This window comes from Streptomyces sp. NPDC006687 (assembly GCF_040636215.1).
In the GTDB taxonomy this organism is placed as follows: domain Bacteria; phylum Actinomycetota; class Actinomycetes; order Streptomycetales; family Streptomycetaceae; genus Streptomyces.
Genome location: NZ_JBEYJJ010000004.1, coordinates 232,813 through 255,368, shown reverse-complemented (window position 1 = coordinate 255,368; position 22,556 = coordinate 232,813). Strand labels below are relative to the sequence as shown.

General features: G+C 73.2%; 18 protein-coding genes. 14 read left to right on the top strand and 4 right to left on the bottom strand.

The features are described from left to right. Positions 1–48 precede the first annotated feature (48 nt). The 7 genes from ABZ716_RS07560 (at position 49) to ABZ716_RS07530 (ending at position 7,976) form a co-directional block, all read left to right on the top strand. Positions 49–2,931: a vitamin B12-dependent ribonucleotide reductase gene (locus tag ABZ716_RS07560; protein ID WP_355967168.1), complete on the top strand. Its 2,883-nt coding sequence runs from the start codon at positions 49–51 to the stop codon at positions 2,929–2,931. 176 nt (positions 2,932–3,107) lie between these two features. Beyond that, entirely contained in the window at positions 3,108–3,938 is an 831-nt protein-coding gene (locus ABZ716_RS07555; RefSeq protein ID WP_358957382.1) for an arylamine N-acetyltransferase, read from the top strand. 33 nt (positions 3,939–3,971) lie between these two features. Next, on the top strand, positions 3,972–4,577 hold the full coding sequence (locus tag ABZ716_RS07550; RefSeq protein WP_351880693.1) for a YdbC family protein: 606 nt from the start codon (positions 3,972–3,974) through the stop codon (positions 4,575–4,577). Positions 4,578–4,649: 72 nt separating this feature from the next. Further along, a complete protein-coding gene (locus ABZ716_RS07545; RefSeq protein ID WP_351880690.1) occupies positions 4,650–5,309 on the top strand; it encodes a histidine phosphatase family protein in 660 nt (219 codons plus the stop codon). 11 nt (positions 5,310–5,320) lie between these two features. After that, positions 5,321–6,235 carry an ADP-ribosylglycohydrolase family protein gene (locus ABZ716_RS07540; protein WP_358957380.1) on the top strand — a complete coding sequence of 305 codons (915 nt, stop codon included), beginning with the start codon at positions 5,321–5,323 and terminating at the stop codon, positions 6,233–6,235. A gap of 335 nt (positions 6,236–6,570) precedes the next feature. Further along, entirely contained in the window at positions 6,571–7,281 is a 711-nt protein-coding gene (locus ABZ716_RS07535; protein WP_355967159.1) for a ribonuclease HII, read from the top strand. 59 nt (positions 7,282–7,340) lie between these two features. Further along, positions 7,341–7,976: a hypothetical protein gene (locus ABZ716_RS07530; RefSeq protein WP_358812733.1), complete on the top strand. Its 636-nt coding sequence runs from the start codon at positions 7,341–7,343 to the stop codon at positions 7,974–7,976. A 130-nt stretch (positions 7,977–8,106) separates the two neighbouring features. Here the strand turns inward: ABZ716_RS07530 and ABZ716_RS07525 are convergent, their stop codons facing one another. Further along, positions 8,107–8,733, bottom strand: coding sequence for a hypothetical protein (locus ABZ716_RS07525; protein WP_358812734.1), 627 nt, complete (start codon positions 8,731–8,733; stop codon positions 8,107–8,109). 215 nt (positions 8,734–8,948) lie between these two features. After that, the gene (locus tag ABZ716_RS07520; RefSeq protein WP_358957378.1) at positions 8,949–11,108 is read right to left on the bottom strand and encodes a RecQ family ATP-dependent DNA helicase; all 2,160 of its coding nucleotides are present in this window, start codon (positions 11,106–11,108) and stop codon (positions 8,949–8,951) included. Positions 11,109–11,231: 123 nt separating this feature from the next. On the opposite strand from ABZ716_RS07520, the gene ABZ716_RS07515 reads away from it, so the two are divergent. Next, positions 11,232–12,494 (top strand): DUF4192 domain-containing protein, encoded by a 1,263-nt coding sequence (locus ABZ716_RS07515; protein WP_358957376.1) that lies wholly within the window; start codon positions 11,232–11,234, stop codon positions 12,492–12,494. Between the two features lie 7 nt (positions 12,495–12,501). On the opposite strand, the gene ABZ716_RS07510 is transcribed toward ABZ716_RS07515, so the two are convergent. Then, positions 12,502–12,708 (bottom strand): hypothetical protein, encoded by a 207-nt coding sequence (locus ABZ716_RS07510; protein ID WP_358957373.1) that lies wholly within the window; start codon positions 12,706–12,708, stop codon positions 12,502–12,504. On the opposite strand from ABZ716_RS07510, the gene ABZ716_RS07505 reads away from it, so the two are divergent. The 6 genes from ABZ716_RS07505 to ABZ716_RS07480 all read left to right on the top strand — a co-directional run bounded on the left by ABZ716_RS07505 (position 12,707) and on the right by ABZ716_RS07480 (position 21,951). Further along, on the top strand, positions 12,707–14,914 hold the full coding sequence (locus tag ABZ716_RS07505) for a glycogen debranching N-terminal domain-containing protein (protein WP_358957371.1): 2,208 nt from the start codon (positions 12,707–12,709) through the stop codon (positions 14,912–14,914). The two genes, ABZ716_RS07510 and ABZ716_RS07505, sit on opposite strands and share 2 nt — an antisense overlap. 117 nt (positions 14,915–15,031) lie before the next feature. Further along, positions 15,032–15,778 carry an NUDIX domain-containing protein gene (locus ABZ716_RS07500; protein ID WP_358812737.1) on the top strand — a complete coding sequence of 249 codons (747 nt, stop codon included), beginning with the start codon at positions 15,032–15,034 and terminating at the stop codon, positions 15,776–15,778. 200 nt (positions 15,779–15,978) lie between these two features. Further along, the gene (locus tag ABZ716_RS07495) at positions 15,979–17,979 is read left to right on the top strand and encodes an ATP-binding cassette domain-containing protein (RefSeq protein ID WP_358957368.1); all 2,001 of its coding nucleotides are present in this window, start codon (positions 15,979–15,981) and stop codon (positions 17,977–17,979) included. 201 nt (positions 17,980–18,180) lie between these two features. Continuing rightward, a complete protein-coding gene (locus ABZ716_RS07490) occupies positions 18,181–19,068 on the top strand; it encodes a FadR/GntR family transcriptional regulator (protein ID WP_358812739.1) in 888 nt (295 codons plus the stop codon). A gap of 314 nt (positions 19,069–19,382) precedes the next feature. After that, the gene (locus ABZ716_RS07485; RefSeq protein ID WP_358957365.1) at positions 19,383–20,972 is read left to right on the top strand and encodes an RNA polymerase sigma factor; all 1,590 of its coding nucleotides are present in this window, start codon (positions 19,383–19,385) and stop codon (positions 20,970–20,972) included. A gap of 124 nt (positions 20,973–21,096) precedes the next feature. Beyond that, a complete protein-coding gene (locus tag ABZ716_RS07480; RefSeq protein ID WP_358957363.1) occupies positions 21,097–21,951 on the top strand; it encodes a serine protease in 855 nt (284 codons plus the stop codon). A 172-nt stretch (positions 21,952–22,123) separates the two neighbouring features. On the opposite strand, the gene ABZ716_RS07475 is transcribed toward ABZ716_RS07480, so the two are convergent. Continuing rightward, the gene (locus ABZ716_RS07475; protein WP_351880652.1) at positions 22,124–22,360 is read right to left on the bottom strand and encodes a hypothetical protein; all 237 of its coding nucleotides are present in this window, start codon (positions 22,358–22,360) and stop codon (positions 22,124–22,126) included. Positions 22,361–22,556 lie beyond the last annotated feature (196 nt).

Sequence of the window (22,556 nt, the reverse complement as noted above, 5' to 3'; positions counted from 1 at the left end):
TCGCTGGCACTTTAGGGCGTTTTTGCCCGCATATGGGAGGCAGGCGGCATGACAGAGACGGCGAGCAGCTCGGCACGTGGTTCCCGCACCAAGGGGACCAAGGCCGCCAAGGGCGGCCTGCGGATCGAGCGCATCCACACCACCCCCGGCGTGCACCCGTACGACGAGGTGAACTGGGAGCTCCGTGACGTCGTCATGACGAACTGGCGCGACGGCTCGGTCAACTTCGAGCAGCGCGGCGTCGAGTTCCCCGACTTCTGGTCGGTGAACGCGGTCAACATCGTCACCAGCAAGTACTTCCGCGGTGCCGTCGGCACGCCGCAGCGCGAGACCGGTCTGAAGCAGCTCATCGACCGCATCGTCAAGACGTACACGAAGGCCGGCGAGGACTACGACTACTTCGCGTCCCCCGCCGACGCGGAGATCTTCGAGCACGAGCTGACCTACGCCCTCCTGCACCAGATCTTCAGCTTCAACTCCCCGGTGTGGTTCAACGTCGGCACGCCCCAGCCGCAGCAGGTCTCCGCCTGCTTCATCCTGTCCGTCGACGACTCCATGGAGTCGATCCTCGACTGGTACAAGGAAGAGGGCATGATCTTCAAGGGCGGCTCCGGCGCCGGCCTGAACCTCTCCCGCATCCGCTCCTCCAAGGAGCTCCTCTCCTCCGGCGGCAACGCCTCCGGCCCCGTCTCCTTCATGCGCGGTGCCGACGCGTCCGCAGGAACGATCAAGTCCGGCGGTGCCACCCGCCGGGCGGCCAAGATGGTCGTCCTGGACGTGGACCACCCGGACGTCGAGGACTTCATCGCCACCAAGGTGAAGGAGGAGGAGAAGATCCGCGCCCTGCGCGACGCGGGCTTCGACATGGACCTGGGCGGCGACGACATCACGTCCGTCCAGTACCAGAACGCCAACAACTCCGTCCGCGTGAACGACGAGTTCATGACGGCCGTCGAGAACGGCACCGAGTTCGGCCTGCGCGCCCGTATGACCGGCGAGGTCATCGAGAAGGTCGACGCCAAGGCGCTCTTCCGCAAGCTTGCCGAGGCCGCCTGGGCCTGCGCCGACCCGGGCATCCAGTACGACGGTGTGATCAACCACTGGCACACCTGCCCCGAGTCCGGCCGCATCACCGCGTCCAACCCCTGCAGCGAGTACATGCACCTGGACAACACGTCCTGCAACCTCGCCTCGCTGAACCTGATGAAGTTCCTGAACGACGACGGCAAGGGCAACCAGTCCTTCGACGCCGAGCGCTTCGCCAAGGTCGTCGAGCTCGTCATCACCGCGATGGACATCTCCATCTGCTTCGCGGACTTCCCGACGCAGAAGATCGGCGAGAACACCCGTGCCTTCCGCCAGCTGGGCATCGGCTACGCCAACCTCGGCGCCCTGCTGATGGCCACCGGCCACGCGTACGACTCCGACGGCGGCCGCACCCTCGCCGCGTCGATCACCTCGCTGATGACCGGCACCGCCTACAAGCGCTCCGCCGAGCTGGCCGCCATCGTCGGCCCGTACGACGGCTACGCCCGCAACGCCGAGGCGCACCAGCGCGTCATGAAGCAGCACGCCGACGCCAACGCCGTCGCGCCGCGCACCGAGGACCTGGACAACGCGATCTGGGCAGCCGCCACCGAGGCATGGCAGGACGTCCTGCGCCTCGGCGAGAAGAACGGCTTCCGCAACTCCCAGGCATCCGTCCTCGCGCCGACCGGCACCATCGGTCTCGCGATGTCCTGCGACACGACCGGTGTCGAGCCGGACCTGGCCCTGGTCAAGTTCAAGAAGCTCGTCGGCGGCGGCTCCATGCAGATCGTCAACGGCACCGTCCCGCAGGCCCTGCGCCGCATGGGCTACCAGGAAGAGCAGATCGAGGCGATCGTCACCCACATCGCCGAGCACGGCAACGTGGTCGACGCCCCGGGCCTGAAGACGGAGCACTACGAGGTCTTCGACTGCGCGATGGGTGAGCGCTCCATCTCCCCGATGGGCCACGTCCGCATGATGGCCGCGATCCAGCCCTGGATCTCCGGCGCGATCTCGAAGACGGTCAACATGCCGGAGACGGCGACCGTCGAGGAGATCGAGGAGATCTACTTCGAGGCGTGGAAGATGGGCGTCAAGGCGCTCGCGATCTACCGCGACAACTGCAAGGTCGGCCAGCCCCTCTCCGCCAAGAAGAAGGAGGCGGAGAAGGCCGAGGTCACCGAGAAGGCCGAGGAGACCATCCGCACGGCGGTCGAGAAGGTCATCGAGTACCGCCCGGTCCGCAAGCGCCTGCCCAAGGGCCGCCCGGGCATCACCACCTCCTTCACCGTCGGTGGCGCCGAGGGCTACATGACGGCCAACTCCTACCCGGACGACGGCCTGGGCGAGGTCTTCCTGAAGATGTCCAAGCAGGGCTCGACCCTCGCGGGCATGATGGACGCCTTCTCGATCGCCGTCTCGGTCGGTCTGCAGTACGGCGTCCCGCTGGAGACGTACGTCGCGAAGTTCACCAACATGCGCTTCGAGCCGGCCGGTATGACGGACGACCCGGACGTGCGGATGGCGCAGTCGATCGTCGACTACATCTTCCGTCGTGTGGCGCTGGACTTCCTGCCCTTCGAGACCCGCTCGGCCCTCGGCATCCACTCCGCAGAGGAGCGCCAGCGCCACCTCGACACCGGCTCCTACGAGCCGCTGGACGAGGAGGAGCTCGACACCGAGTCCCTGGCCCAGTCGGCGCCCGTGACCCAGGCCGCCAAGCCGGTGGCGGTCGTCCCGGTCCCGGCCCCGAAGACGGCGCACAGCAACGCCGAACTGGTCGAGATGCAGATGGGCGTCTCCGCCGACGCCCCGCTCTGCTTCTCCTGCGGTACGAAGATGCAGCGCGCCGGCTCCTGCTACATCTGCGAGGGCTGCGGATCCACCAGCGGCTGCAGCTGACGCCTAGGCTGAGATGAAGAGGGTGCCGGCCCGCGGGCCGGCACCCTCTTCGGCGTCTGCGGCGGCGCGGCGGATGGACAGCGGTGGTGTGCGGCGGGGGCGGCGGTGATCATTGGGCGGGGGCCCGCGGGCGGACGCGGGTCCTGGAACCTCACGGCGCGGGGGAGCGTACGGGTATGTGGAACGGTGACGAGCTGGATCTGGACGCGTACCTGGCCCGGATCGGGCTCGGGGGCAGGGGCGGGGAACTCAGGCCGGACCTCCGGACGTTGTACGCGGTGCACCGGGCCCACACCGCCGCCATCCCCTTCGAGAGCCTGGACGTCCTGCTCGGCCGCCCCGTCGCGCTGGAGGTCAAGGCTCTGGAGGACAAGCTCGTGCACGGCCGCCGCGGCGGCTACTGCTACGAGCAGAACTCGCTGCTGGCCGCTGCCCTGGAGCGGATCGGCTTCGAGGTCTCCGGGCGCGGCGCCCGCAACCGCACCCGGGGCGACGCACTGCTGGCGGTGACGCACGCGATGCTCGTCGTCACCGTCGAGGGTGAGCCGTGGCTCTGCGACGCCGGATTCGGCTACCAGGGTCCGCGGGAGCCCGTTCCGCTCGGGCGGCCCGGGGCCGAGGTGCGCCAGGGGCCGTGGAGGTTCTGCGTCCATGAGGAGGAGGACGGCGTCCTCGCCCTCCGGATCCGCCGCGGGGACGTCTGGAGGGACCTGTACGCCTTCTCCCCGCAGCGATACCACCCCGTCGACTACGTCGTGCTGAACCACTACAGCTCCAGCCACCCCCGCTCCTCCTTCATCGGCAGGACCCTCGTGCAGCTCCCCGGCGACGCGGTGCGCAAGACGCTGGTCGGGAGCGAGCTGATGTGCCTGTACCCCGACGGGCGGACCGAGCGCGAGCCCGTCGTGCCGGACGGGCTGATGGGCCTGCTCGACCGGGAGTTCGGCCTTCGCCTGCCCGAGCGGGAAGCGGCCGAACTGGTACGGATCCACCGCTCCGGGGACTGACCCGGGCCGGGCCCGGCCCCGTACGATGGCGCGGTGCTGGTCAAGTGGATTCGCTGCACGGTGACGGACCGACGCGGGTTCGAGCGCGGGCAGCGCAAGTGGGCGGGGCTGCCCGGCGAACCCGGATTCCGGGGGCAGGGCGGCGGCTGGAGCAGAGGCCGGCAGGGGGTCGCGCATGTCTTCGCGTTCTGGGAGAGCCGTTCCTTCTACGACTCCTTCATGGCCCGCTCGCACGACAGGCTGGCGGCCGCGCAGACCGGCACCTACACCGACGCACGGGTCACGCTCTTCGAGTACCGCTTCGACGTGAAGACCGGCTTCGAACCGCGCTTCAGCGACGCCGACGTGGTCCGGGTCGCCCACACCCGCGTCCGGGAAGGCCGCGTGGAGCACTTCGCGCTGATGCAGGAGAAGGTCTGGAACCCTGCCATGGCCGGCTCCCCCGGGATGATCCGGGGCCTCTTCGGGGAGGCACCGGGCCGGGAGTTCCTGGTGCTGTCCATGTGGCGCGCGGCCGCCGAACACGGCAAGTACCGCCAGGAACGGGTCGAGCGGCTCTCGCTGCGTGCCCAGACCGAGGCGGACGTCGAGGCGCTCACCGGGGACGTCGTGGACCTCGAACCCAGCTGGACGGTATGACCGTACGACGAACCTGCCCGTGACCGGCGTGCCCGGGGCGTCCGCGTCCCGGCGGCCGCTTAGGGTCGGAACATGGTCCGACCACGGCGCATCGTCCTCGTCCGGCACGGGGAATCGGAGGGAAACATCGATGACACGGTGTACGAGCGCGAGCCCGACCACGCCCTGCGCCTGACCCGCGCCGGCCGCGAACAGGCCGCCGAGGCCGGGGTGCGGCTGCGCGCCCTCTTCGGTGACGAGCACATCAGCGCGTACGTCTCCCCGTACCGCCGGACCCTCCAGACCTTCCGCGAGCTGCGCCTGGACCCCTCACGGGTACGGATGCGGGAGGAGCCCCGACTGCGCGAGCAGGACTGGGGCAACTGGCAGGACCGTGACGACGTCAAGCTCCAGAAGGCTTACCGGGACGCCTACGGGCACTTCTTCTACCGCTTCGCGCAGGGCGAGTCGGGCGCCGACGTATACGACCGGGTCGGCTCCTTCCTGGAGAGCCTCTACCGCAGCTTCGAGGCACCCGACCACCCCGAGAACGTCCTGCTGGTCACGCACGGGCTGACGATGCGGCTGTTCTGCATGCGCTGGTTCCACTGGTCGGTGGCCGAGTTCGAGGCCCTCTCCAACCCCGGGAACGGCGAATTCCGGGTGCTGATGCTGGGTCCCGACGGCCGGTACCGGATGGACCGCCCGTTTGAGCGGTGGACCACACCCGAGCCTTACGACCTGGACGGCTAAAGTGGCGCGCGATGACCGCTGATTCCGCTTCCGCACGGCGCTACGCGCGCGCCCTGTCCAGCCTCCGCGGGCTGGCCCTCGGGGACGCCCTGGGCTCCCAGTACTTCGTCCCCGTGAACTACCCGCTGCTCAAGCGGCGCGAGCTGCCGGCCGGCCACGAGCCGTGGCAGTGGACCGACGACACCGAGATGGCCGGCTCGGTCGTGGCCGTGCTCGCCGCGCACGGGCGCATCGACCAGGACGCGCTCGCGGCCTCCTTCGCCGAGCACCACGACTTCGACCGGGGCTACGGCCCCGCCGTCAACCGGATGCTCCGTCTCATCCGGGAGGGCGAGGACTGGCGCACCCTGGCCGCCGAACTCTTCAACGGGCAGGGTTCCTGGGGCAACGGCGCCGCGATGCGGATCGCACCGCTCGGCGCCTGGTACGCGGATGACCCCGCGCAGGCCACCCACCAGGCGGAGATCTCCGCCTACACCACGCACCAGCACCGCGAGGCGGTGTGCGGGGCGATGGCCGTCGCCGCCGCGGCCGCCCTGGCGGCGTCCCCGGCCGGGCAGCCGACCGCAGAGGACCTGCTGGAAGGGGTGATCGCCCTGGTGCCACGCAGCGCCGTGGGCGCGGGCGTGCGCCGGGCGCGGGACATGCTGGACTACGGCGACGCCACCACCGTCGCGGCCGTGCTGGGCTGCGGCCGGCGCACCAGCGCCCATGACACGGTGCCGTTCGCCCTGTGGTCGGCGGCGCGGTCGCTGGGCGACTTCGAGCGGGCGTTCTGGACCACGGCGCAGGTCGGCGGGGACGTGGACACCACCTGCGCGATCGTCGGAGGGATCCTGGGCGGGCGCGGGGACGCGGCGCTGCCGCAGGCATGGCTGGCCCGGACCGAGGCCCTCCCCGCCTGGCTGCCGGAGGCTCCCGCCTAGCAGCGGCCCATCACGTACCGGCTTCACGAATGCGACCGCGCCAGTGGCGTCCCCCTCCGGAGCGCCGCCCCGGAGGGGTCGCGGGGGTGGGTTCGCGCGCTCGTGTACGGGCCGTGCCGTGGCGGAATTCCGCAGTGGCGCTCTCATCCGGACTCCGCCTTTCCGCTGGTCGTGGCCATGCTGACGGTCTCGCCGGGGCGCTGTGCCGGGGTGTGCGTGAGCGAAGGGGCAGTCCGGTGATCACCGGAGCCCCGACGGCGTCCGCCTTCCGTACGCACGCTTGCCATGGGCCGGGGTGTGCAGGCGGCCCGGGGCGGCGTAACCTTGCTGGCGCCATGCCGTACGAAGCACCCACCCACACCGTCGAGCGCTCCCTCCGTGCAACCACCGGCGCCAAGGTCATCGCCGGGGTCGACGAGGTCGGACGAGGGGCCTGGGCCGGTCCCGTCACCGTGTGTGCGGCGGTCACCGGTCTGCGCCGGCCGCCCGAGGGGCTCACCGACTCCAAGCTCCTCACCCCCAGGCGACGCGACGCACTCTTCGACATCCTGCGGACCTGGGTCACCGCCCACGCCCTCGGGCACGCCTCCCCGGAGGAGATCGACGAGCTCGGGATGACGGCCGCGCTGCGGCTGGCGGCGGAGCGCGCGCTGGAGGCCCTGCCGGTGCGACCCGACGCGGTGATCCTCGACGGCAAGCACGACTACCTCGGCAGGCCCTGGCAGGTCCGCACGGTGATCAAGGGCGACCAGTCCTGCATCGCCGTCGCCGCGGCCTCGGTGATCGCCAAGGTCCAGCGTGACCGGATGATGGCCGCCCTGGGCGAACCGGGCGACGGAACGGCGGACTTCGCCTTCGCCGCCAACGCCGGTTACCCCTCACCCGTACACCGAGCGGCGCTGGAGGAGCGCGGGCCGACCGTGCACCACAGGCTCTCGTGGTCGTACCTCGACGCGCTGCCCCAGTGGCGGCACTTGAAGAAGGTGCGCCGCAGCGAGGAAGCGATGGAACTGGAAAACGGAGGCCAACTCGGCTTCGATTTCTGATCGCACCCACGTGCCACCGACCGGTACGTTTCGTACCGGTGTTTGATAGACATCAACTCATGCCTCTCACCCCCGCCATCGAGGAGCCTCAGATTCACGAGAGTGCCCAGGGTCCCCGCGTGACCCCGGCCGCGAGCCGCACCGCGCAGACCCCCCGCCCCGTACCTGGTCCGCGTCCCGCCGCCGTACCCCGGCCCGGACGCCCCGGTCCCGCCCGCCCCGCCCCGCCCGCACAGCGTGCGGCGGCGCAGGCCACCCCCGGACCCGTTCCCGCATCCCCCGCCGCACCGTCCGTCTCGGCCGCGGTGCCGCAGGTGCAGCTGATCCCGGCCTCCGTCGAGGGCGCGCTGGACGCGGCCGAGGAGGCCGTGGACCTGCTGCTCGACAGCGGACGCGCGCCCGGCGACATCCTGGTGATCACCACCGGCGACCCGCACCCGTGGGCCGCGCACGAGCTGTCCTTCGGCGAGGCGTCCTACTGGGCCCAGCACGATGCCCGGGACGACGTCTTCTACGCGGACGCGGCCCATGTGCAGCGCGCCGCCGGACGTCCCGTCGTGGTCTTCGCGGCCAACGGCGGACCGGCCGGGACGACCGCGGAGGCACTTCCCGTCGCGCTCGCGCGGGCGGGTGCGCTGCTCGTCGTCTGCGGTGACGTCCAGCAGATCAACTCCGTGCTGGGCGCGGGCGTCTGACGACCCGTCCCGTACGGGCGAGGAGTGGGGCGGGCGGGACGCCGGCCCCCGCGGAGGTCCGAGGCCCGGCCAGCCGTACCCCCTCGGGAGTGCGGCCGTACGGGCCTGGGCCCCGTTCCGCCGGACGCCCCTAGCGGGCGGCCGCCCGGCGCAGGGGCTCGACGGTGCCGCCGGCGGTGCTCAGCGGCAGCGGCGCCATCTCGGTCATGGCGCCGAGGCGCTCGGGCCTGGAATCCGAGCTGGGGTGCCGTCCGCCCCGGCCTTCGCCGAGCACCTGCCAGCCCCCGCTGGTCAGCGTGATGTAGGCGCCGCAGCGCAGGCCGTGCAGGGTGCAGGCGTCGCGCAGGCCCCACATCCAGGCCCCGTCCTCCTCGGTCCACCGCTCGTCGCCGTCGCGGCAGTACATCAGCACCGCCGTCCGGACGGGGGTGCGCCGCCGCAGGTCGTGCGGGATGACCCGGCGCAGCCGGGACAGCAGGGCGTTGCGGTACTCCCAGCCGTCCGCCGAGGTCGAGCGCGGTGTGAACGAGGCGCTGGCGACGAGCCGTTCCTCGGGGCCGAGCACGGCTATGACGGCGGTCGACGGCACCGGGCTGTGCCGGGAGTGCAGACCGCTGACCACCTCACGCGGATTGCGCAGCAGGGGAACCCCCGCGGCGGTCCATTCGGAGGGTTCCAGCAGTCGGCCGTGCCGACTGGCGCCACCGGTGGCCGTTGTCAAGGACGCGGTCGCGGGCGGGGCGAATCCGAAGGTCACGGTCCTCCCTTCGGGTACACGCCCGCGAACGGGCACAGCTGAGGTGTGGGCGCGCCTCGGCGCGGCCCAGGGGAGTGCCGACGAGCCGAGCGGGAGCACTCCGATTCTCGCGTGGCCCGCGACGGTGGGGCAATGAGCATTTGAGGACGCGGACCGGAATTCGCCGGTATGCCGTTCATATCCTTGCCCCGCCCCACCGAAGATGACTCATTCCGTCAGGGCTGGAGCGCGAGCACCAGCGGAAACACCCCCTTGGCCCCCGCCCGCCGCAGCAGCCTCGCGGCCACCGCGAGAGTCCAGCCGCTCTCCGCGCGGTCGTCGACGAGGAACACCGGACCAGGGGCCTCGGACAGGCTCGCGGCCAGGGCTGGCGGCACGGTCAAGGCGTGATGGAGCCCCCGGACCCGCTGGGCACTGTTGGAGGACGGCAGCCCGAACTCCGTTGCCGACTCGGTGTACTCGAGAGCTCCCAGCAGCGGGATGCGCCCGGCCTCCGCGATCCGTGCGGCCAGCGAGCCGACGAGCTGCGGGCGGCTGCGCGAGGGCAGCGAGACCACTGCGACGGGGCGCGCGGGGGCGTCCTCGGCACCGGAAGCCCAGCCGCCCGGGCCCCGTGCCCAGTCCGCCAGAACGGCCACCACGGCCTGTGCCACGTCGTCCGGAACCGGCTGGTCCGCTGCCTGGGGGGCGAGCATCGGCCGCAGCCGGTTACCCCACCCGATGTCCGACAGCCGGCCCAACGCCCGGCCCGGCGCGGCCTGTTCGCCGGCCGGGATCCGCCCCTTGAGGTCGACACCCACCGCCGCCAGGCCGGTCGGCCACATCTTGCGCGGTTCCAGTTCCACCCCGGGACGCCCGAGTTCGCCCCGGGCGGTGTCCAGCGAGGCGGAGGAGACCGCCGCTGTGAAGCGGGCCCCCGCGCAGTTGTCGCAGCGGCCGCAGGGCGCGGCCTCCTCGTCGTCGAGCTGGCGGCGCAGGAACTCCATCCGGCACCCCGTGGACGCCGCGTAGTCGCGCATCGCCTGCTGCTCGGCGGCCCGCTGCCGGGCGACCCAGGCGTACCGCTCGGCGTCGTACACCCAGGGCTCGCCGGTGGCGGTCCAGCCGCCCTTGACGCGGTGGACGGCGCCGTCCACGTCGAGCACCTTGAGCATCGTCTCCAGCCGGGTGCGCCGCAGGTCGACCAGGGGCTCCAGCGCGGGCAGCGAGAGCGGGCGGCCGGCCTGCGCCAGGACCTCCAGGGTGCGGCGCACCTGCTCCTCCGGGGGGAAGGCCACCGAGGCGAAGTACTGCCAGATCGCCTCGTCCTCCCGGCCGGGCAGCAGCAGGACCTCGGCGTGCTCGACACCGCGGCCGGCGCGGCCGACCTGCTGGTAGTAGGCGATGGGGGAGGAGGGCGAGCCCAGGTGCACCACGAATCCCAGGTCGGGCTTGTCGAAGCCCATGCCCAGGGCGGAGGTGGCCACCAGGGCCTTGACCCGGTTCGCCTGGAGGTCGCTCTCCGCCTGTTCGCGGTCGGCGTTCTCGGTCTTGCCGGTGTACGAGGAGACCGTGTGCCCTCGGTGGCGCAGGTAGGCCGTGACCTCCTCGGCGGCGGCCACCGTCAGCGTGTAGATGATCCCGGAGCCGGGCAGGTCGGCGAGATGGTCGGCGAGCCAGGCCAGGCGGTGCGCGGCGTCCGGCAGGGTCAGGACGGACAGGCTCAGGCTCTCGCGGTCGAGGGGACCGCGCAGCACCAGCGCGTCCGTGCCGGCCCCCGTACCCAGCTGTTCGGCGACATCGGCCGTCACCCGGGCGTTGGCGGTGGCCGTCGTCGCCAGGACGGGGACGCCCGGGGGGAGGTCGGCCAGCATCGTGCGCAGCCGGCGGTAGTCGGGGCGGAAGTCGTGCCCCCAGTCGGAGATGCAGTGGGCCTCGTCCACCACGAGCAGCCCGGTCGCGGCGGACAGCTTGGGCAGTACCTGGTCACGGAAGTCGGGGTTGTTGAGGCGTTCAGGGCTGACGAGCAGCACATCGACCGTGCCCGCCGCGACCTCGGCCTGGATCTGCTCCCACTCCTCGGGGTTGGCGGAGTTGATGGTGCGCGCGTGGATGCCCGCGCGGGCGGCGGCCTCGACCTGGTTGCGCATCAGCGCGAGCAGCGGCGAGACGATCACCGTCGGCCCGGCTCCGCCGGCCCGCAGCAGGGAGGTGGCGACGAAGTAGACCGCGGACTTCCCCCATCCCGTGCGCTGGACGACCAGGGCCCGTCGCTTCTGTGCGACGAGGGCCTCGATCGCCCGCCACTGGTCCTCGCGCAGTCGTGCGGTACCCGTGGGGTCGCCCACGAGGCGGGCGAGTACGGAATCGGCGGAGGACCTCAGGTCTGCGTTCATGCCCCCATGCAACCCGATCCCTCTGACATCGCGCCAACGCGGACCCCGGCCTGTGGATATTGAAGACTGGACGAGTTATCCACAGGGGTTTCCGGATCGGACCGCACACGCGACCTTCGAGCCATGACGACGAACAAGGAACCCCGCAACCCGTCCGGCCGGCCGTCCATCAGCCCCGCCGGAGCCGCCACCACATCCCAGATCACCCTGCGCAGCCCGGCCGAACTGGCCGACGCGCTGCCCTACATGCTCGGCTTCCACCCCACCGACTCCCTCGTCCTGGTCGCCGTCCACGGCGCGTGCGGCCGCTTCGGCGGCCGGCTCCGCGTCGGCATCCCCACCGCCCCGGCGGAATGGGAGGACACCGCCCGCCAGGTCGCCGACTGCCTGATCAAGAGCAGCGAACGGCGCGGTGACAAGCCCGACGGAATCGTGGTCTACCTCTGCCAGGACCCCGCCGCCGGGGAGAGCGGACAGCGGGTCATGACCCGGCTGCGGCCGCTCGCCCAACGGCTCCGGACCGCCTGCGGCGCCCTGGACGTCCCGGTCCTGGAAGCCCTGTGCCTCTCCGCCGGCCGCTACTGGTCCTACGTCTGCCCCGAGGCCGCCTGCTGCCCGGCCGAGGGCACCCCGCTGGACCCGCCGGGCACCTCGGTGATGGCGGCCGCTGCCACCTTCGCCGGACTCCAGGTCCGGGGCTCCCTGAAGGAGATCGAGAAGAGGATGACACCACTCGTCGGCGCCTGGGCCGCCGAACAGGAGGAGGCCCTGGAGCGGGCCGCCGTAGCCCTCGTCCCGAGGATCCTCGACGGGGAGACCCGCGAGGAGGTCGGCGCGCAGACCCTCGGACTGGCCCGCACCCTCATGCGGCGCATGACCCTCGCCCCGCCCGCCGAGGGCGGTCCTCGCGCCGACGACTGGGACGACGCGCTGGTCGGCCACGACGAGGCCGCCGCCGTCATCCTCGGCCTCCAGGACCGGGAGATCCGCGATATCGCCGCCGAATGGATGGAGGGCGACGAGGCCGCGCCGGCCCTACGGCTGTGGCGGGCCCTGGCCCGGCGCTGCGTCGGCGCCTACGGGGAGCACGCGGCGGCCCCGCTCACCCTCGCCGGATGGGTCTCCTGGTCCAGCGGGGACGAGCCGACCGCTCGGATCGCCCTCGGCCTGGCCCTCCAGGCGGACGCCGAATACCGCTTCGCCCAGCTGCTCCACCACGCCTGCAACGAGGGCATCGACCCCGAGGGCCTGCGGCAGTGCCTGCGCGAGGAGCGCCTGCGCCGCGAGCCCCGCCGCAAGCGGACACCGGCCACCACCCGGCCGCCCGGCCGCCGCAGCGTCCAGCGCCGCCGCCCGTCCCGCCGCACTGAGGGGAGCGGACAGTGAGCACCCCTCAGACGCCGGTCGCGAGCTGTCTCTCGCGGCGGCCGTGGAGCAGGGCCGGGACGGCCGTCCGCCGCCCGCGCGCCACCCGCTGCGGGCCACCGTCGGCCTGGCCCGTGACCAGAGCGGGGGTGGGGGCGTTCAGCCGGTGGGCGGTGGGGGTCCGGCCGCGCCGCCGCCCCGCCGCACCGGCCGGAGTGCAGACAAGGCGACACATGGCTCCCCCCGCGCCCGAATCCGGCCCGCCCGGAACCACCTCCGCGCCCGCCCCGCGCCCACCGGTCCTCCCGCCCCGGACGGACGGCCCGGCCCGGGAGCGGCACGGCCCCGGGCCGGGCCCGGCGCCCGGCAACCCCGCACCCGGCCGCCCGGGGACGGCCACACCGCCCGGCAGGGCGGCCGCTGTGGCAGGGGGTCCGCCGCAGCGCCCCGGCGGGGGCGGGTCCGGGGGGCCGCCCCCGCCCGGGGCGGCGGGTGCCCGGCGGGCGGAGCTGCCGCCGGTGCACGAGGCCGTCATCTGCGTCGCCGCGCCCGGCCTCGTCATCTCCCCCGAGCACGGCCAGCTGACCGGGCGGGGCGTCGAAGGGATCTACCGCTCCGGCCGCCGGCTGCTGGCCCGCTGCGTGCTGCGCGTCGCGGGGCGGGACCTGGTCGCCCTCCAGGGGCGAAGCCTCGGGGCGGACCGGGCCGCCTTCACCGCCACCGTCCGCACCGGCGTGGAGCCGGGCCCCGACCCCGACATCGGCGTGGAGCGGGTCCGGCACGCGGACGGCACCGAGCGCATCACCGTACGCAGCTTCGCCACAAGGCCCCTGCGCCTGCCCGTGGAGGTGTCGCTCGGCACGGACCTGGCCGAACTGGGCGCGGTGGCGGCCGGCCGCGCCGGGCCCGAGCTCGCCGCCGGGGTGCACGCGGCGGGGCTGCGCTGGAGCAGCGGAGAGGCTCTGGCCGTCACCACCGCCGAACCGGCCCCCGACGACGCCCTCGCCACCGCGGGACTCCTGCGCTGGGAGCTGGAACTGGGCCCGGGGGAGTCCCGCACCATCGAACTGCGGACCACCGGCGACCGCGCCGCGCGGGCTCCCGCCGGGCAGGTGGCGAACCCGCTCGCCGGGGCCCGCGCCGAGGGCGACGACCCGAGGGCCGAGGCATGGCTGCGGACCAGCCTCGACGATCTGCGCGCCCTGCTCCTGCGGGACCCCGCCGAACCGGCCGACGCCTTCGCGGCGGCCGGGGTGCCCTGGCGGCTCGGGCTGGCGCCGGCGGAGTCGCTGTGGGCCGCCCGGATGGCACTGCCCCTCGGGACCGGGCTCGCCGCCGCCACCCTGCGGACCCTGGCCCGCAGCCAGGCCGGAGGGCGAGGCCCGGGCGCCGGCAAGATCCCGGGCCCGCTGCGCGCCGCCGGACCGCAGCTCCCGCCCGGCTGCACCGGCACCGAGGCCACCCTCGGCTTTCCAGCAGTGCTTGCCGAAGCCCGCAGGTGGGGGCTGCCCGAGGAGGAGGTGGCCCGGCTCCTGCCGGCCGCTGAACGCTGTCTCGTCTGGCTGCGCGGGGCGCTCGGGCCGGACGGATTCCTTCCCGACCCCGACCCGGGACCGCGGCGCTGCGAGACCCAGGCCCACGCCCACCGCGCCGCACTGCTCGGCGCCGACCTGCTCGACGGCTGCGGGCGGGCCGGAGCCTCGGAGTGGCGGGAGTGGGCGGCCGCCCTGCGCGAGAGGTTCCTCGACCGGTTCTGGATCGACGGCCCGGACGGGGGCCGCCCCGCAGCCGCCCTGCACCCCGACGGCCGGCCGCTGCCCCGGCTCACGGGGGCGGCGGCGCACCTCCTGGACACCGGCCTGCTGGGCGGCGGCCGTCTCGCGCCGGGCTTGCTGGACCGGGTCCGCACCGAACAGCTCGCCCGGCTGCTCGGCACCCCGGCGATGGATTGCGGGTGGGGGCTGCGCAGCATGGCGGCCCGGGAACCGGGACACAACCCCTTCGGCCACCACTCGGGGGCGGTCCGGGCCCACGAGAGCGCCGTCGCGGTGGCCGGACTGGCCCAGGCCGGCTACGACAAGGAAGCCGCCGGACTGCTGCGGGGCCTGCTGGACGCGGCGGAGACCTTCGGATACCGGCTGCCGGAGATGTACGCGGCCGAGCAGCGCACCTCCGGCAGCGCCCCGCTCCCGCACCCGGCGGCCTGCCGCCCGGCGGCGGTGGCCGCGGCCGCCGGGATCCACGTCCTGACCGCCCTCGCCGGCATCCGACCCGACGCCCCGGCGTCGACGGTCGCGGTCACCCCCCGCGCGGGCGCACCGCTCGGGGCCCTGCGCCTGGCGGGGCTCCGGGTGGCGGGAGAGCCGTTCACCGTCCGGATCAGCCGCCTCGGCGTCGGCATGGTGGAGGAGGCGGCCGATGGGCTCCAACTGGGAGGGTGAGGCAGGTCCCGGGCGGTGGGCGCGCCTCGTGGCGCAGGTACGGACTGGGTTCCAGATCACCGTCCTCGGGATCAGGAAAACGCTGTTTATCGTCAGGCAGACGACTATGATCGCGGCATGTCGCCCTACGACCCGTCGGCCTTCCCGCCCTTCGCCGTCACCGTCGACCTGGTCGTGCTCACCGTGCGGCGTCACGCGCTCTGCGCGCTGGTCGTACGTCGTGGAGAGCAGCCGTTCCAGGGGCGCTGGGCGCTACCCGGTGGCTTTGTACGCGGGGACGAGGACCTGGCGGCGGCCGCCGCCAGGGAACTCGCCGAGGAGACCGGGCTGTGCGCGCACGACCCGGCCACTCCCGGCGTGGACAACGGCGCCCACCTCGAACAGCTCGCCACGTACGGGGACCCGCAGCGCGACCCCCGGATGCGGGTGGTCAGCGTGGCGCACCTGGTGCTCGCCCCGGACCTGCCCGCACCCCGTGCGGGCGGCGACGCGAACAGCGCCCGCTGGGCCCCCGTGGACGAACTCCTGGAAGGCCCCGGCCAGAGCGCCACGGGGCTGGCCTTCGACCACGCGCGGATCCTCGCCGACGGAGTGGAGCGGGCCCGCTCGAAGATCGAGTACTCCTCCCTGGCCACGGCCTTCTGCCCGCCCGAGTTCACCGTCGGCGAGCTGCGGCGGGTGTACGAGGCCGTGTGGGGCGTGGCGCTCGACCCGCGCAACTTCCACCGGAAGGTCACCGGGACCCCCGGGTTCCTGGTGCCCGCCGGCGGTACGACGACCCGTCAGGGCGGCAGGCCGGCGCAGCTGTTCAGGGCCGGCGGGGCGACCCTGCTCAACCCGCCGATGCTGCGACCGGAAGTCTGACCCGCCCCGGACTCAGGCCCCGGCCCCCGTCGCGCCCGGGCTCTCGCCGCCGCGGGGCCGGTCCCGGCCCGGGCCGCCCCGGATGGCGGCAATACCGGCCGCGACCCGGACCGGTTGCACAGAAAATCTGACATATCGCGTTATCTTGCATGCGGTACTCACCCTGCCGCAGAGCGGTCTCACACCCTGCGAGAGAAGCGATGCTCCAGGCCATCGGACTCACCAGCACACCCCGCCGAGATCTGCCGCCCCTCGTGGACGACCTCACCTTCGAGGCCCGCCCCGGGTGCGTGACCGCCCTGCTCGGAGAGCCGGGGTCGGGCAAGACCACCGCCCTGCGGCTCATGCTCGAACTCGAACCGGGCCGCGGCATCACCTACTTCCGCGGCCGCCCGCTGCACCGGATCCCGCACCCCGGCCGCGAGGTCGGCGTGCTCCTCGGGGATGTTCCCGGGCATCCGTCGCGGACGGTCAGGGGCCAGCTGCGCATGCTCTGCGCGGCCGCCGGCGTCCCGGCCTCCCGGGCGGACACCCTGATGGAGGTCGTCGGCATCGCCGGCCTGCGCGACCAGCGGCTCGGCTCCCTCTCGGCGGGGATGGACCGCCGCCTCGGGCTGGCCGCGGCCCTGCTCGCCGACCCCTGCACCCTGCTCCTCGATGAGCCGGCCGCCGGGCTCCAGCCCCGGGAACGGGCCTGGCTGCACGCCCTGCTGCGCGGCCACGCCTCCCTCGGCGGGGCCGTGCTGTTCACCACTGCCGATGCCAAGGAGGCCGCGCGCAGCGCGGACCGGGTCGTCTCCATCGCCTCGGGCCGTCTGGTCGCCGACCAGGAGGCCGCCGACTTCGCCCGGACGAGGCTGCGCCCGCGCGTCGCCGTGCGCACCCCGCACGCCGCCCGGCTCGCTGACGTCCTGGGCCGAGAGGCCCGGGCCGCGCACCGCCCCGTGGAGATCGTGGAGGAGAGCGGCAGCCGGCTCTCGGTGTACGGCAGCAACTGCGCCGAGGTCGGCGAGGCGGCGTTCCGGCACGGGGTCCTGGTCCACCAGCTCGCGGACGAGACCGGAGACGCCGGAGCCCCCGTCCCGCCCGTTCCCCAGGCCCGCACCGGGGTCGGCGGGGCGGTCAGGAACGAGGCGCGGGTCGAGGTCACGGCCCCCGTCCGAGCGGGAGCGGGAACCGCGGCCGGCCCTGACGGATCCGCCGCCCCGCCGGACCCCCGCACCGACCCCCGTCCCACCCCCACCCCCACCTCCGGCCCGGCTCCCACCCCCGCCCCCGGCCCCGCCTCCGGCCCGGGACTCCGCGCGGAGTCCGCCTCCCCGGCCGGGTCCTGGCCCGCCCTCGCACCGGAGGCACAGCTCCGGTCCGCCGACGCCGTGCGCACCGCGCACGCCCGCTCCGAGCCCCCGCTCTCCGTGGTGCGCCGCGTGGGAGGGCCGCTGCGCCCCCTGCGCTACGAACTGCGCCGCGTCTTCGGCACCGCCACACCCTTCCTCACTGCCGCTTTCGTCGTCGCCGTCTCCGCCCTCACCGCCCTGGTGCTCGCCCGGGCCGGGCACACCCCCCGCGACCGGGTGCTCGCCGCCTGGCCGGACCTGGTCCCGCTGCCCCCCGCCGCGCTCGGGGCGGGGCTGCTGGGTGCCCTGGCCTACGGCGAGGAGTACCGCTACCCCGCCCTCGCCGCCGACCGGGGCACCGTCCCCCGCCGCCTCGGACTGCTCACCGCCAAGCTCGGCGTCTGCGCCGCCCTGGCCCTGGTGCTCGGCGCCCTCGCGGTCACCGCCGACGCGGCCGCCCTCGGGCTCGTCTTCGGCCGCGCCCCGCTCGGCAGCCCGGCCGAGTGGATCGCGCCCGCCGCGAGCTGGGCCGGGCTGCTGGTCGGCTGCGCCTGGGCCGGGGTGCTCGGCTCCGCGGTGTTCCGCTCCGCCTCGGCCGGCCTGGCCGCCGTGCTCGCCGTACCGGTGTTGGTGGTGCCGCTGCTGCGCAAGGTGCTGGAGGGCCCCTCCGCGTACCCCGCGGCAGGATTCGCCTCCCGGCTGCGCGGCCTGGCCTCGTCGCCGCTGCCGGCGCAGGCGGACCCGTACGTCCTGGGCGCCTTGCGGGTGGTGGCCCAACCTGTCGGAGCGGCACTGGCGTTGTGGTTGATGGTCCTGTTGTGCGCCTATGGGTTCACAGGACTGCGCGGCCGAGTCCGTTGGTGATCGATCCGGTGCGGTAGCCGTCCCCGCCGGGACCGGACAAGACCGCTTCGCGCCACATCAGACGAAGCGGACCGCAACTCCCCGCAAAAGGCCCGGTTCTTTACGATAAGTCGTCAATTGCGTAGGTGGCACCGATCACCCTTTCGTGTGCTTTTCACCAAAGACCTCAAGGGCGGTGGAGGCACGGCCGACAAAGGATTCGTGAGTACCCTTGCGCACACCATGATGACCGCCGCCCGCCATGCCGACACCGGCCTCGCCGGCCCGGGCGAACTCGACCGCTACTCCTACGCGGAGGCCGCCGGCACCGACCGGGTCGGACCGCCCCACTGGGACGGCGCCGACGTCGAGCTCAGCCGCGTGGGCCGCCGGGCGGCCGGCAGCCGTGGCCGCGGACTGCACGGCCAACTCGTCCAGCAGCTCGGCCAGATGATCGTCTCCGGCGACCTCGGCGCCGACCGGCCGCTGGTCCCCGAGGAGATCGGACAGCGCTTCGAGGTCTCCCGCACCGTCGTCCGCGAATCGCTGCGAGTCCTGGAGGCCAAGGGCCTCGTCAGCGCCCGCCCCAACGTGGGCACCCGGGTCCGTCCGGTCGCCGACTGGAACCTCCTCGACCCGGACATCATCGAGTGGCGCGCCTTCGGCCCCCAGCGCGACGACCAGCGCCGCGAGCTCAACGAGCTCCGCTGGACCATCGAACCCCTGGCGGCCCGCCTCGCCGCCGGCCACGGCCGCCCGGACGTCCAGCAGCGCCTCTCCGACATGGTCGAGATCATGGGCCACGCCCTCGGGCAGGGCGACGCGATCACCTTCGCCCGCGCCGACAACGAGTTCCACGCCCTGCTGATCCAGGTCGCCGGCAACCGCATGCTGGAGCACCTGTCGGGGATCGTCTCCGCCGCCCTCCAGGTCTCCGGCAGCCCCATCACCTCCTGCGACCGCCCGAGCGAGACCTGCGTGTCCCACCACGCCCGGATGGTCGAGGCCCTCGCCGCCGGTGACAGCGTGGGCGCCGAGAACGCCATGCGTCAGCTCCTGACGGTGCATCCGGAGGTCGAGCGCGTGGTGCCCGCCCCGCGCGAGCACTGACCCCCCGGCGCGCGGGGGCGTGGGGGTGCAGCACCGGTCGCCGGTCCCGTTTTCGGGCCCGGCGACACCGGTGTGCGGGGGGTGGCGAGAGCCCGGTGTGACCTGGGCCACGAAGATTGGGCGTAACGCTCTGCGACGTCACACGATGACCTAAGCGGTGATGGCCGACGGAGGGAAGACAGCAGCCCTTGGGGTGCTGTGCAGCTCCCCGGCCCCTGCCCGCGCCCCGGCCCATCCCCAGTCGGTGGTCGTCGGCTCCGGTCCACCACCAGGCCGGGGTCGGAACCCGTTCCCATCGTTCCGAGAGGTTGTTCGTGTCGGCCAGCACATCCCGTACGCTCCCGCCGGAGATCGCCGAATCCGAGTCTGTGATGGCGCTCATCGAGCGGGGCAAGGCCGAGGGGCAGATCGCCGGCGATGACGTGCGTCGGGCCTTCGAGGCTGACCAGATTCCTGCGACCCAGTGGAAGAATGTCCTGCGCAGCCTCAACCAGATCCTCGAGGAAGAGGGTGTGACGCTGATGGTCAGTGCCGCAGAGTCGCCCAAGCGCACCCCACGCAAGAGCGTCGCAGCGAAGACCCCCGCCAAGCGTACGACGACCAGGCCGGTCGCCGCCAAACCGGAGGCCGCACCGGCCGCCGCGGAGACCCCGGCGCAGGCCGGTACGGCCGAACCCGACACCACCGACACCACCGAGACGGCCGACGCCCTCGCCGAGCAGCCGGCTGCCGAGCCCGTCGCCAAGAAGACCGCGGCCCGCAAGACGGCGGCCAAGAAGGCCGCCCCCGCGAAGAAGACGGCCGCGAAGAAGACCGCGGCCAAGAAGACCGCCGCAAAGAAGGACCTGGACGCGGGCGACGAAGAAGCCGTCGACGAGGGTCCCGAAGCGGTGAAGGCCGAGGCCGAGGAAGAGGAGGAGGGCGGGGAGAACAAGGGCTTCGTCATCTCCGACGACGAGGACGACGCCCCCGCCCAGCAGGTCGTCGTGGCCGGCGCCACCGCCGACCCCGTCAAGGACTACCTCAAGCAGATCGGCAAGGTCCCCCTGCTCAACGCCGAGCAGGAGGTCGAGCTCGCCAAGCGCATCGAGGCCGGCCTGTTCGCCGAGGACAAGCTGGCCAACTCCGACAAGCTCGCGCCCAAGCTCAAGCGCGAGCTGGAGATCATCGCCGAGGACGGCCGCCGCGCCAAGAACCACCTGCTGGAGGCCAACCTCCGCCTCGTGGTCTCCCTGGCCAAGCGCTACACCGGCCGCGGCATGCTCTTCCTGGACCTGATCCAGGAGGGGAACCTGGGTCTGATCCGAGCCGTCGAGAAGTTCGACTACACAAAGGGCTACAAGTTCTCCACGTACGCGACGTGGTGGATCCGGCAGGCGATCACCCGCGCCATGGCGGACCAGGCCCGCACCATCCGCATCCCGGTGCACATGGTCGAAGTGATTAACAAGCTGGCCCGCGTCCAGCGCCAGATGCTCCAGGACCTGGGCCGCGAGCCCACCCCGGAGGAGCTGGCCAAGGAACTCGACATGACCCCCGAGAAGGTCATCGAGGTCCAGAAGTACGGGCGCGAGCCGATCTCCCTGCACACGCCGCTCGGCGAGGACGGCGACAGCGAGTTCGGTGACCTGATCGAGGACTCCGAGGCGGTCGTCCCGGCCGACGCCGTGAGCTTCACGCTGCTGCAGGAGCAGCTGCACTCGGTGCTCGACACCCTGAGCGAGCGCGAGGCGGGCGTGGTCTCGATGCGCTTCGGACTGACCGACGGGCAGCCCAAGACCCTCGACGAGATCGGCAAGGTCTACGGGGTGACCCGTGAGCGCATCCGCCAGATCGAGTCCAAGACCATGTCGAAGCTGCGTCACCCGTCGCGCTCCCAGGTCCTGCGCGACTACCTGGACTGACCGGGCCGGCCGGAACGGGCCGACCGGCCGGGCAAGGGCGTACGGAGGCGGCCGCGCGGGTGCGCGCGGCCCCCGGGCATCCCACTCTGGGTGGAGTCATGCACACTCGGAGTCAGGAGGCCCCATGCGTCGTCCCTTCGCCCGTGCCCTGGCGGGCGCACTGACCCTGGTGGCGGGAGCGGCCGTGGCGCCGCTGGCCCAGGCGCCCTCCGCGGCGGCGGACAGCGTCGTCATAGGCGGGCAGCCGGTGAAAGTGGCCGACAGCCCCTGGGTCGTGGCCCTGGCCAGCCGTGACCGGTTCGGGGGTATCCGCGACGGGCAGTTCTGCGGGGGTGTCCTCGTCGGCCCGACCACCGTGGTGACGGCGGCCCACTGCCTGGGCCGGCAGGTGCTCGGCGGGCCGGTCGACTCCGTCGCCGACTTCCGGGTGATCACCGGCCGCACGGAGCTGCGCGCCGACGACGGGCGGGAGATCGCGGTCCGGGCGGCCCGGGTGAACCCGGCGTACGACCCCGAAACCAACGCCGGCGACATCGCCGTGCTGGAGCTGGCCGAAGCGGTTCCGGCGGAGCATGTGCTGCCCATGGCCGGCGCGGGCCACCCCGGCTACGAGGCGGGCACGACGGCATCGGTGTACGGCTGGGGCGACACGAGCGGGTTCGGCGACTACGCGTACGGGCTGCGGGCGGCGCAGGTCACCGTCCTGGACGACGAGGTCTGCCGGCGGGCCTACCCGGGCAACTCCGACGGTCAGTACCGGGCCGACTCCATGGTGTGCGCGGGTGACAGGTCCGGCGGCAAGGACGCCTGCCAGGGCGACAGCGGCGGCCCGCTGGTGGCGCAGGGGCGGCTGATCGGCCTGGTGTCCTGGGGGCGCGGATGCGGGCGCGCCGACAGCCCGGGCGTCTACACCCGGATCGCCCCGTTGATCGACTTCGTCAGCGGGCCCCAGAGGGGCCTGCGGCCGGGCCAGGGCTGAGCCCCGGCCCGCGCCCGCGCGGAGAGCCCCTACGGAGCTCTCGGGTGCCGGGACGGCCCCACGCACGGGGGGCCCGGACATGAGGACGGGCGGTGCCTCTGGGTCTCAGAGGCACCGCCCGCCGACCGGCCTAGCCGGTCCTGGCTCGTCGGATGCGAGGTCAGGCCGTGTGTCAGCGGTCCTCGGGGTCGGCTGCGTGGGCGGCCGGAGCGGACGTAAGCCGCTCGGTCTCATCCTGTATTTCCGCGGCGATCTTCTTGAGTTCCGGCTCGAACTTACGCCCGTGGTGGGCGCAGAAGAGCAGTTCACCACCGCTCAGGAGGACGACGCGCAGATATGCCTGGGCGCCGCAACGGTCGCATCGGTCAGCGGCCGTCAGCGGGGTCGCGGGGGTCAGAACAGTAGTCACGTCGCCTCTTCTCTAGCTCGACGAGCTGTCGTACCAGGGTCAACATCCAACCAGGCCGAAAACGTTCCCGCTCGCGGCTTTTCCTCGAAACTTCCTTCCGAAGCTGGCCGGCTGCTGCCGGTTGGCGGCGAAGGAGCCGTATTGCGTTGCTTTACGGTTTCGCGTTGTCAGTCGTTCGCTGTAGCAGTTGTCGTCC

Bases quoted from the DNA above. Each gene is read 5' to 3' on its own strand.
- ABZ716_RS07560 (WP_355967168.1), top strand. From the start codon at position 49: ATGACAGAGACGGCGAGCAGCTCGGCACGTGGTTCCCGCACCAAGGGG.
- ABZ716_RS07555 (WP_358957382.1), top strand. From the start codon at position 3,108: ATGTGGAACGGTGACGAGCTGGATCTGGACGCGTACCTGGCCCGGATC.
- ABZ716_RS07545 (WP_351880690.1), top strand. From the start codon at position 4,650: ATGGTCCGACCACGGCGCATCGTCCTCGTCCGGCACGGGGAATCGGAG.
- ABZ716_RS07540 (WP_358957380.1), top strand. From the start codon at position 5,321: ATGACCGCTGATTCCGCTTCCGCACGGCGCTACGCGCGCGCCCTGTCC.
- ABZ716_RS07535 (WP_355967159.1), top strand. From the start codon at position 6,571: ATGCCGTACGAAGCACCCACCCACACCGTCGAGCGCTCCCTCCGTGCA.
- ABZ716_RS07530 (WP_358812733.1), top strand. From the start codon at position 7,341: ATGCCTCTCACCCCCGCCATCGAGGAGCCTCAGATTCACGAGAGTGCC.
- ABZ716_RS07520 (WP_358957378.1), bottom strand. From the start codon at position 11,108: ATGAACGCAGACCTGAGGTCCTCCGCCGATTCCGTACTCGCCCGCCTC.
- ABZ716_RS07515 (WP_358957376.1), top strand. From the start codon at position 11,232: ATGACGACGAACAAGGAACCCCGCAACCCGTCCGGCCGGCCGTCCATC.
- ABZ716_RS07505 (WP_358957371.1), top strand. From the start codon at position 12,707: ATGGCTCCCCCCGCGCCCGAATCCGGCCCGCCCGGAACCACCTCCGCG.
- ABZ716_RS07510 (WP_358957373.1), bottom strand. From the start codon at position 12,708: ATGTGTCGCCTTGTCTGCACTCCGGCCGGTGCGGCGGGGCGGCGGCGC.
- ABZ716_RS07500 (WP_358812737.1), top strand. From the start codon at position 15,032: ATGTCGCCCTACGACCCGTCGGCCTTCCCGCCCTTCGCCGTCACCGTC.
- ABZ716_RS07495 (WP_358957368.1), top strand. From the start codon at position 15,979: ATGCTCCAGGCCATCGGACTCACCAGCACACCCCGCCGAGATCTGCCG.
- ABZ716_RS07480 (WP_358957363.1), top strand. From the start codon at position 21,097: ATGCGTCGTCCCTTCGCCCGTGCCCTGGCGGGCGCACTGACCCTGGTG.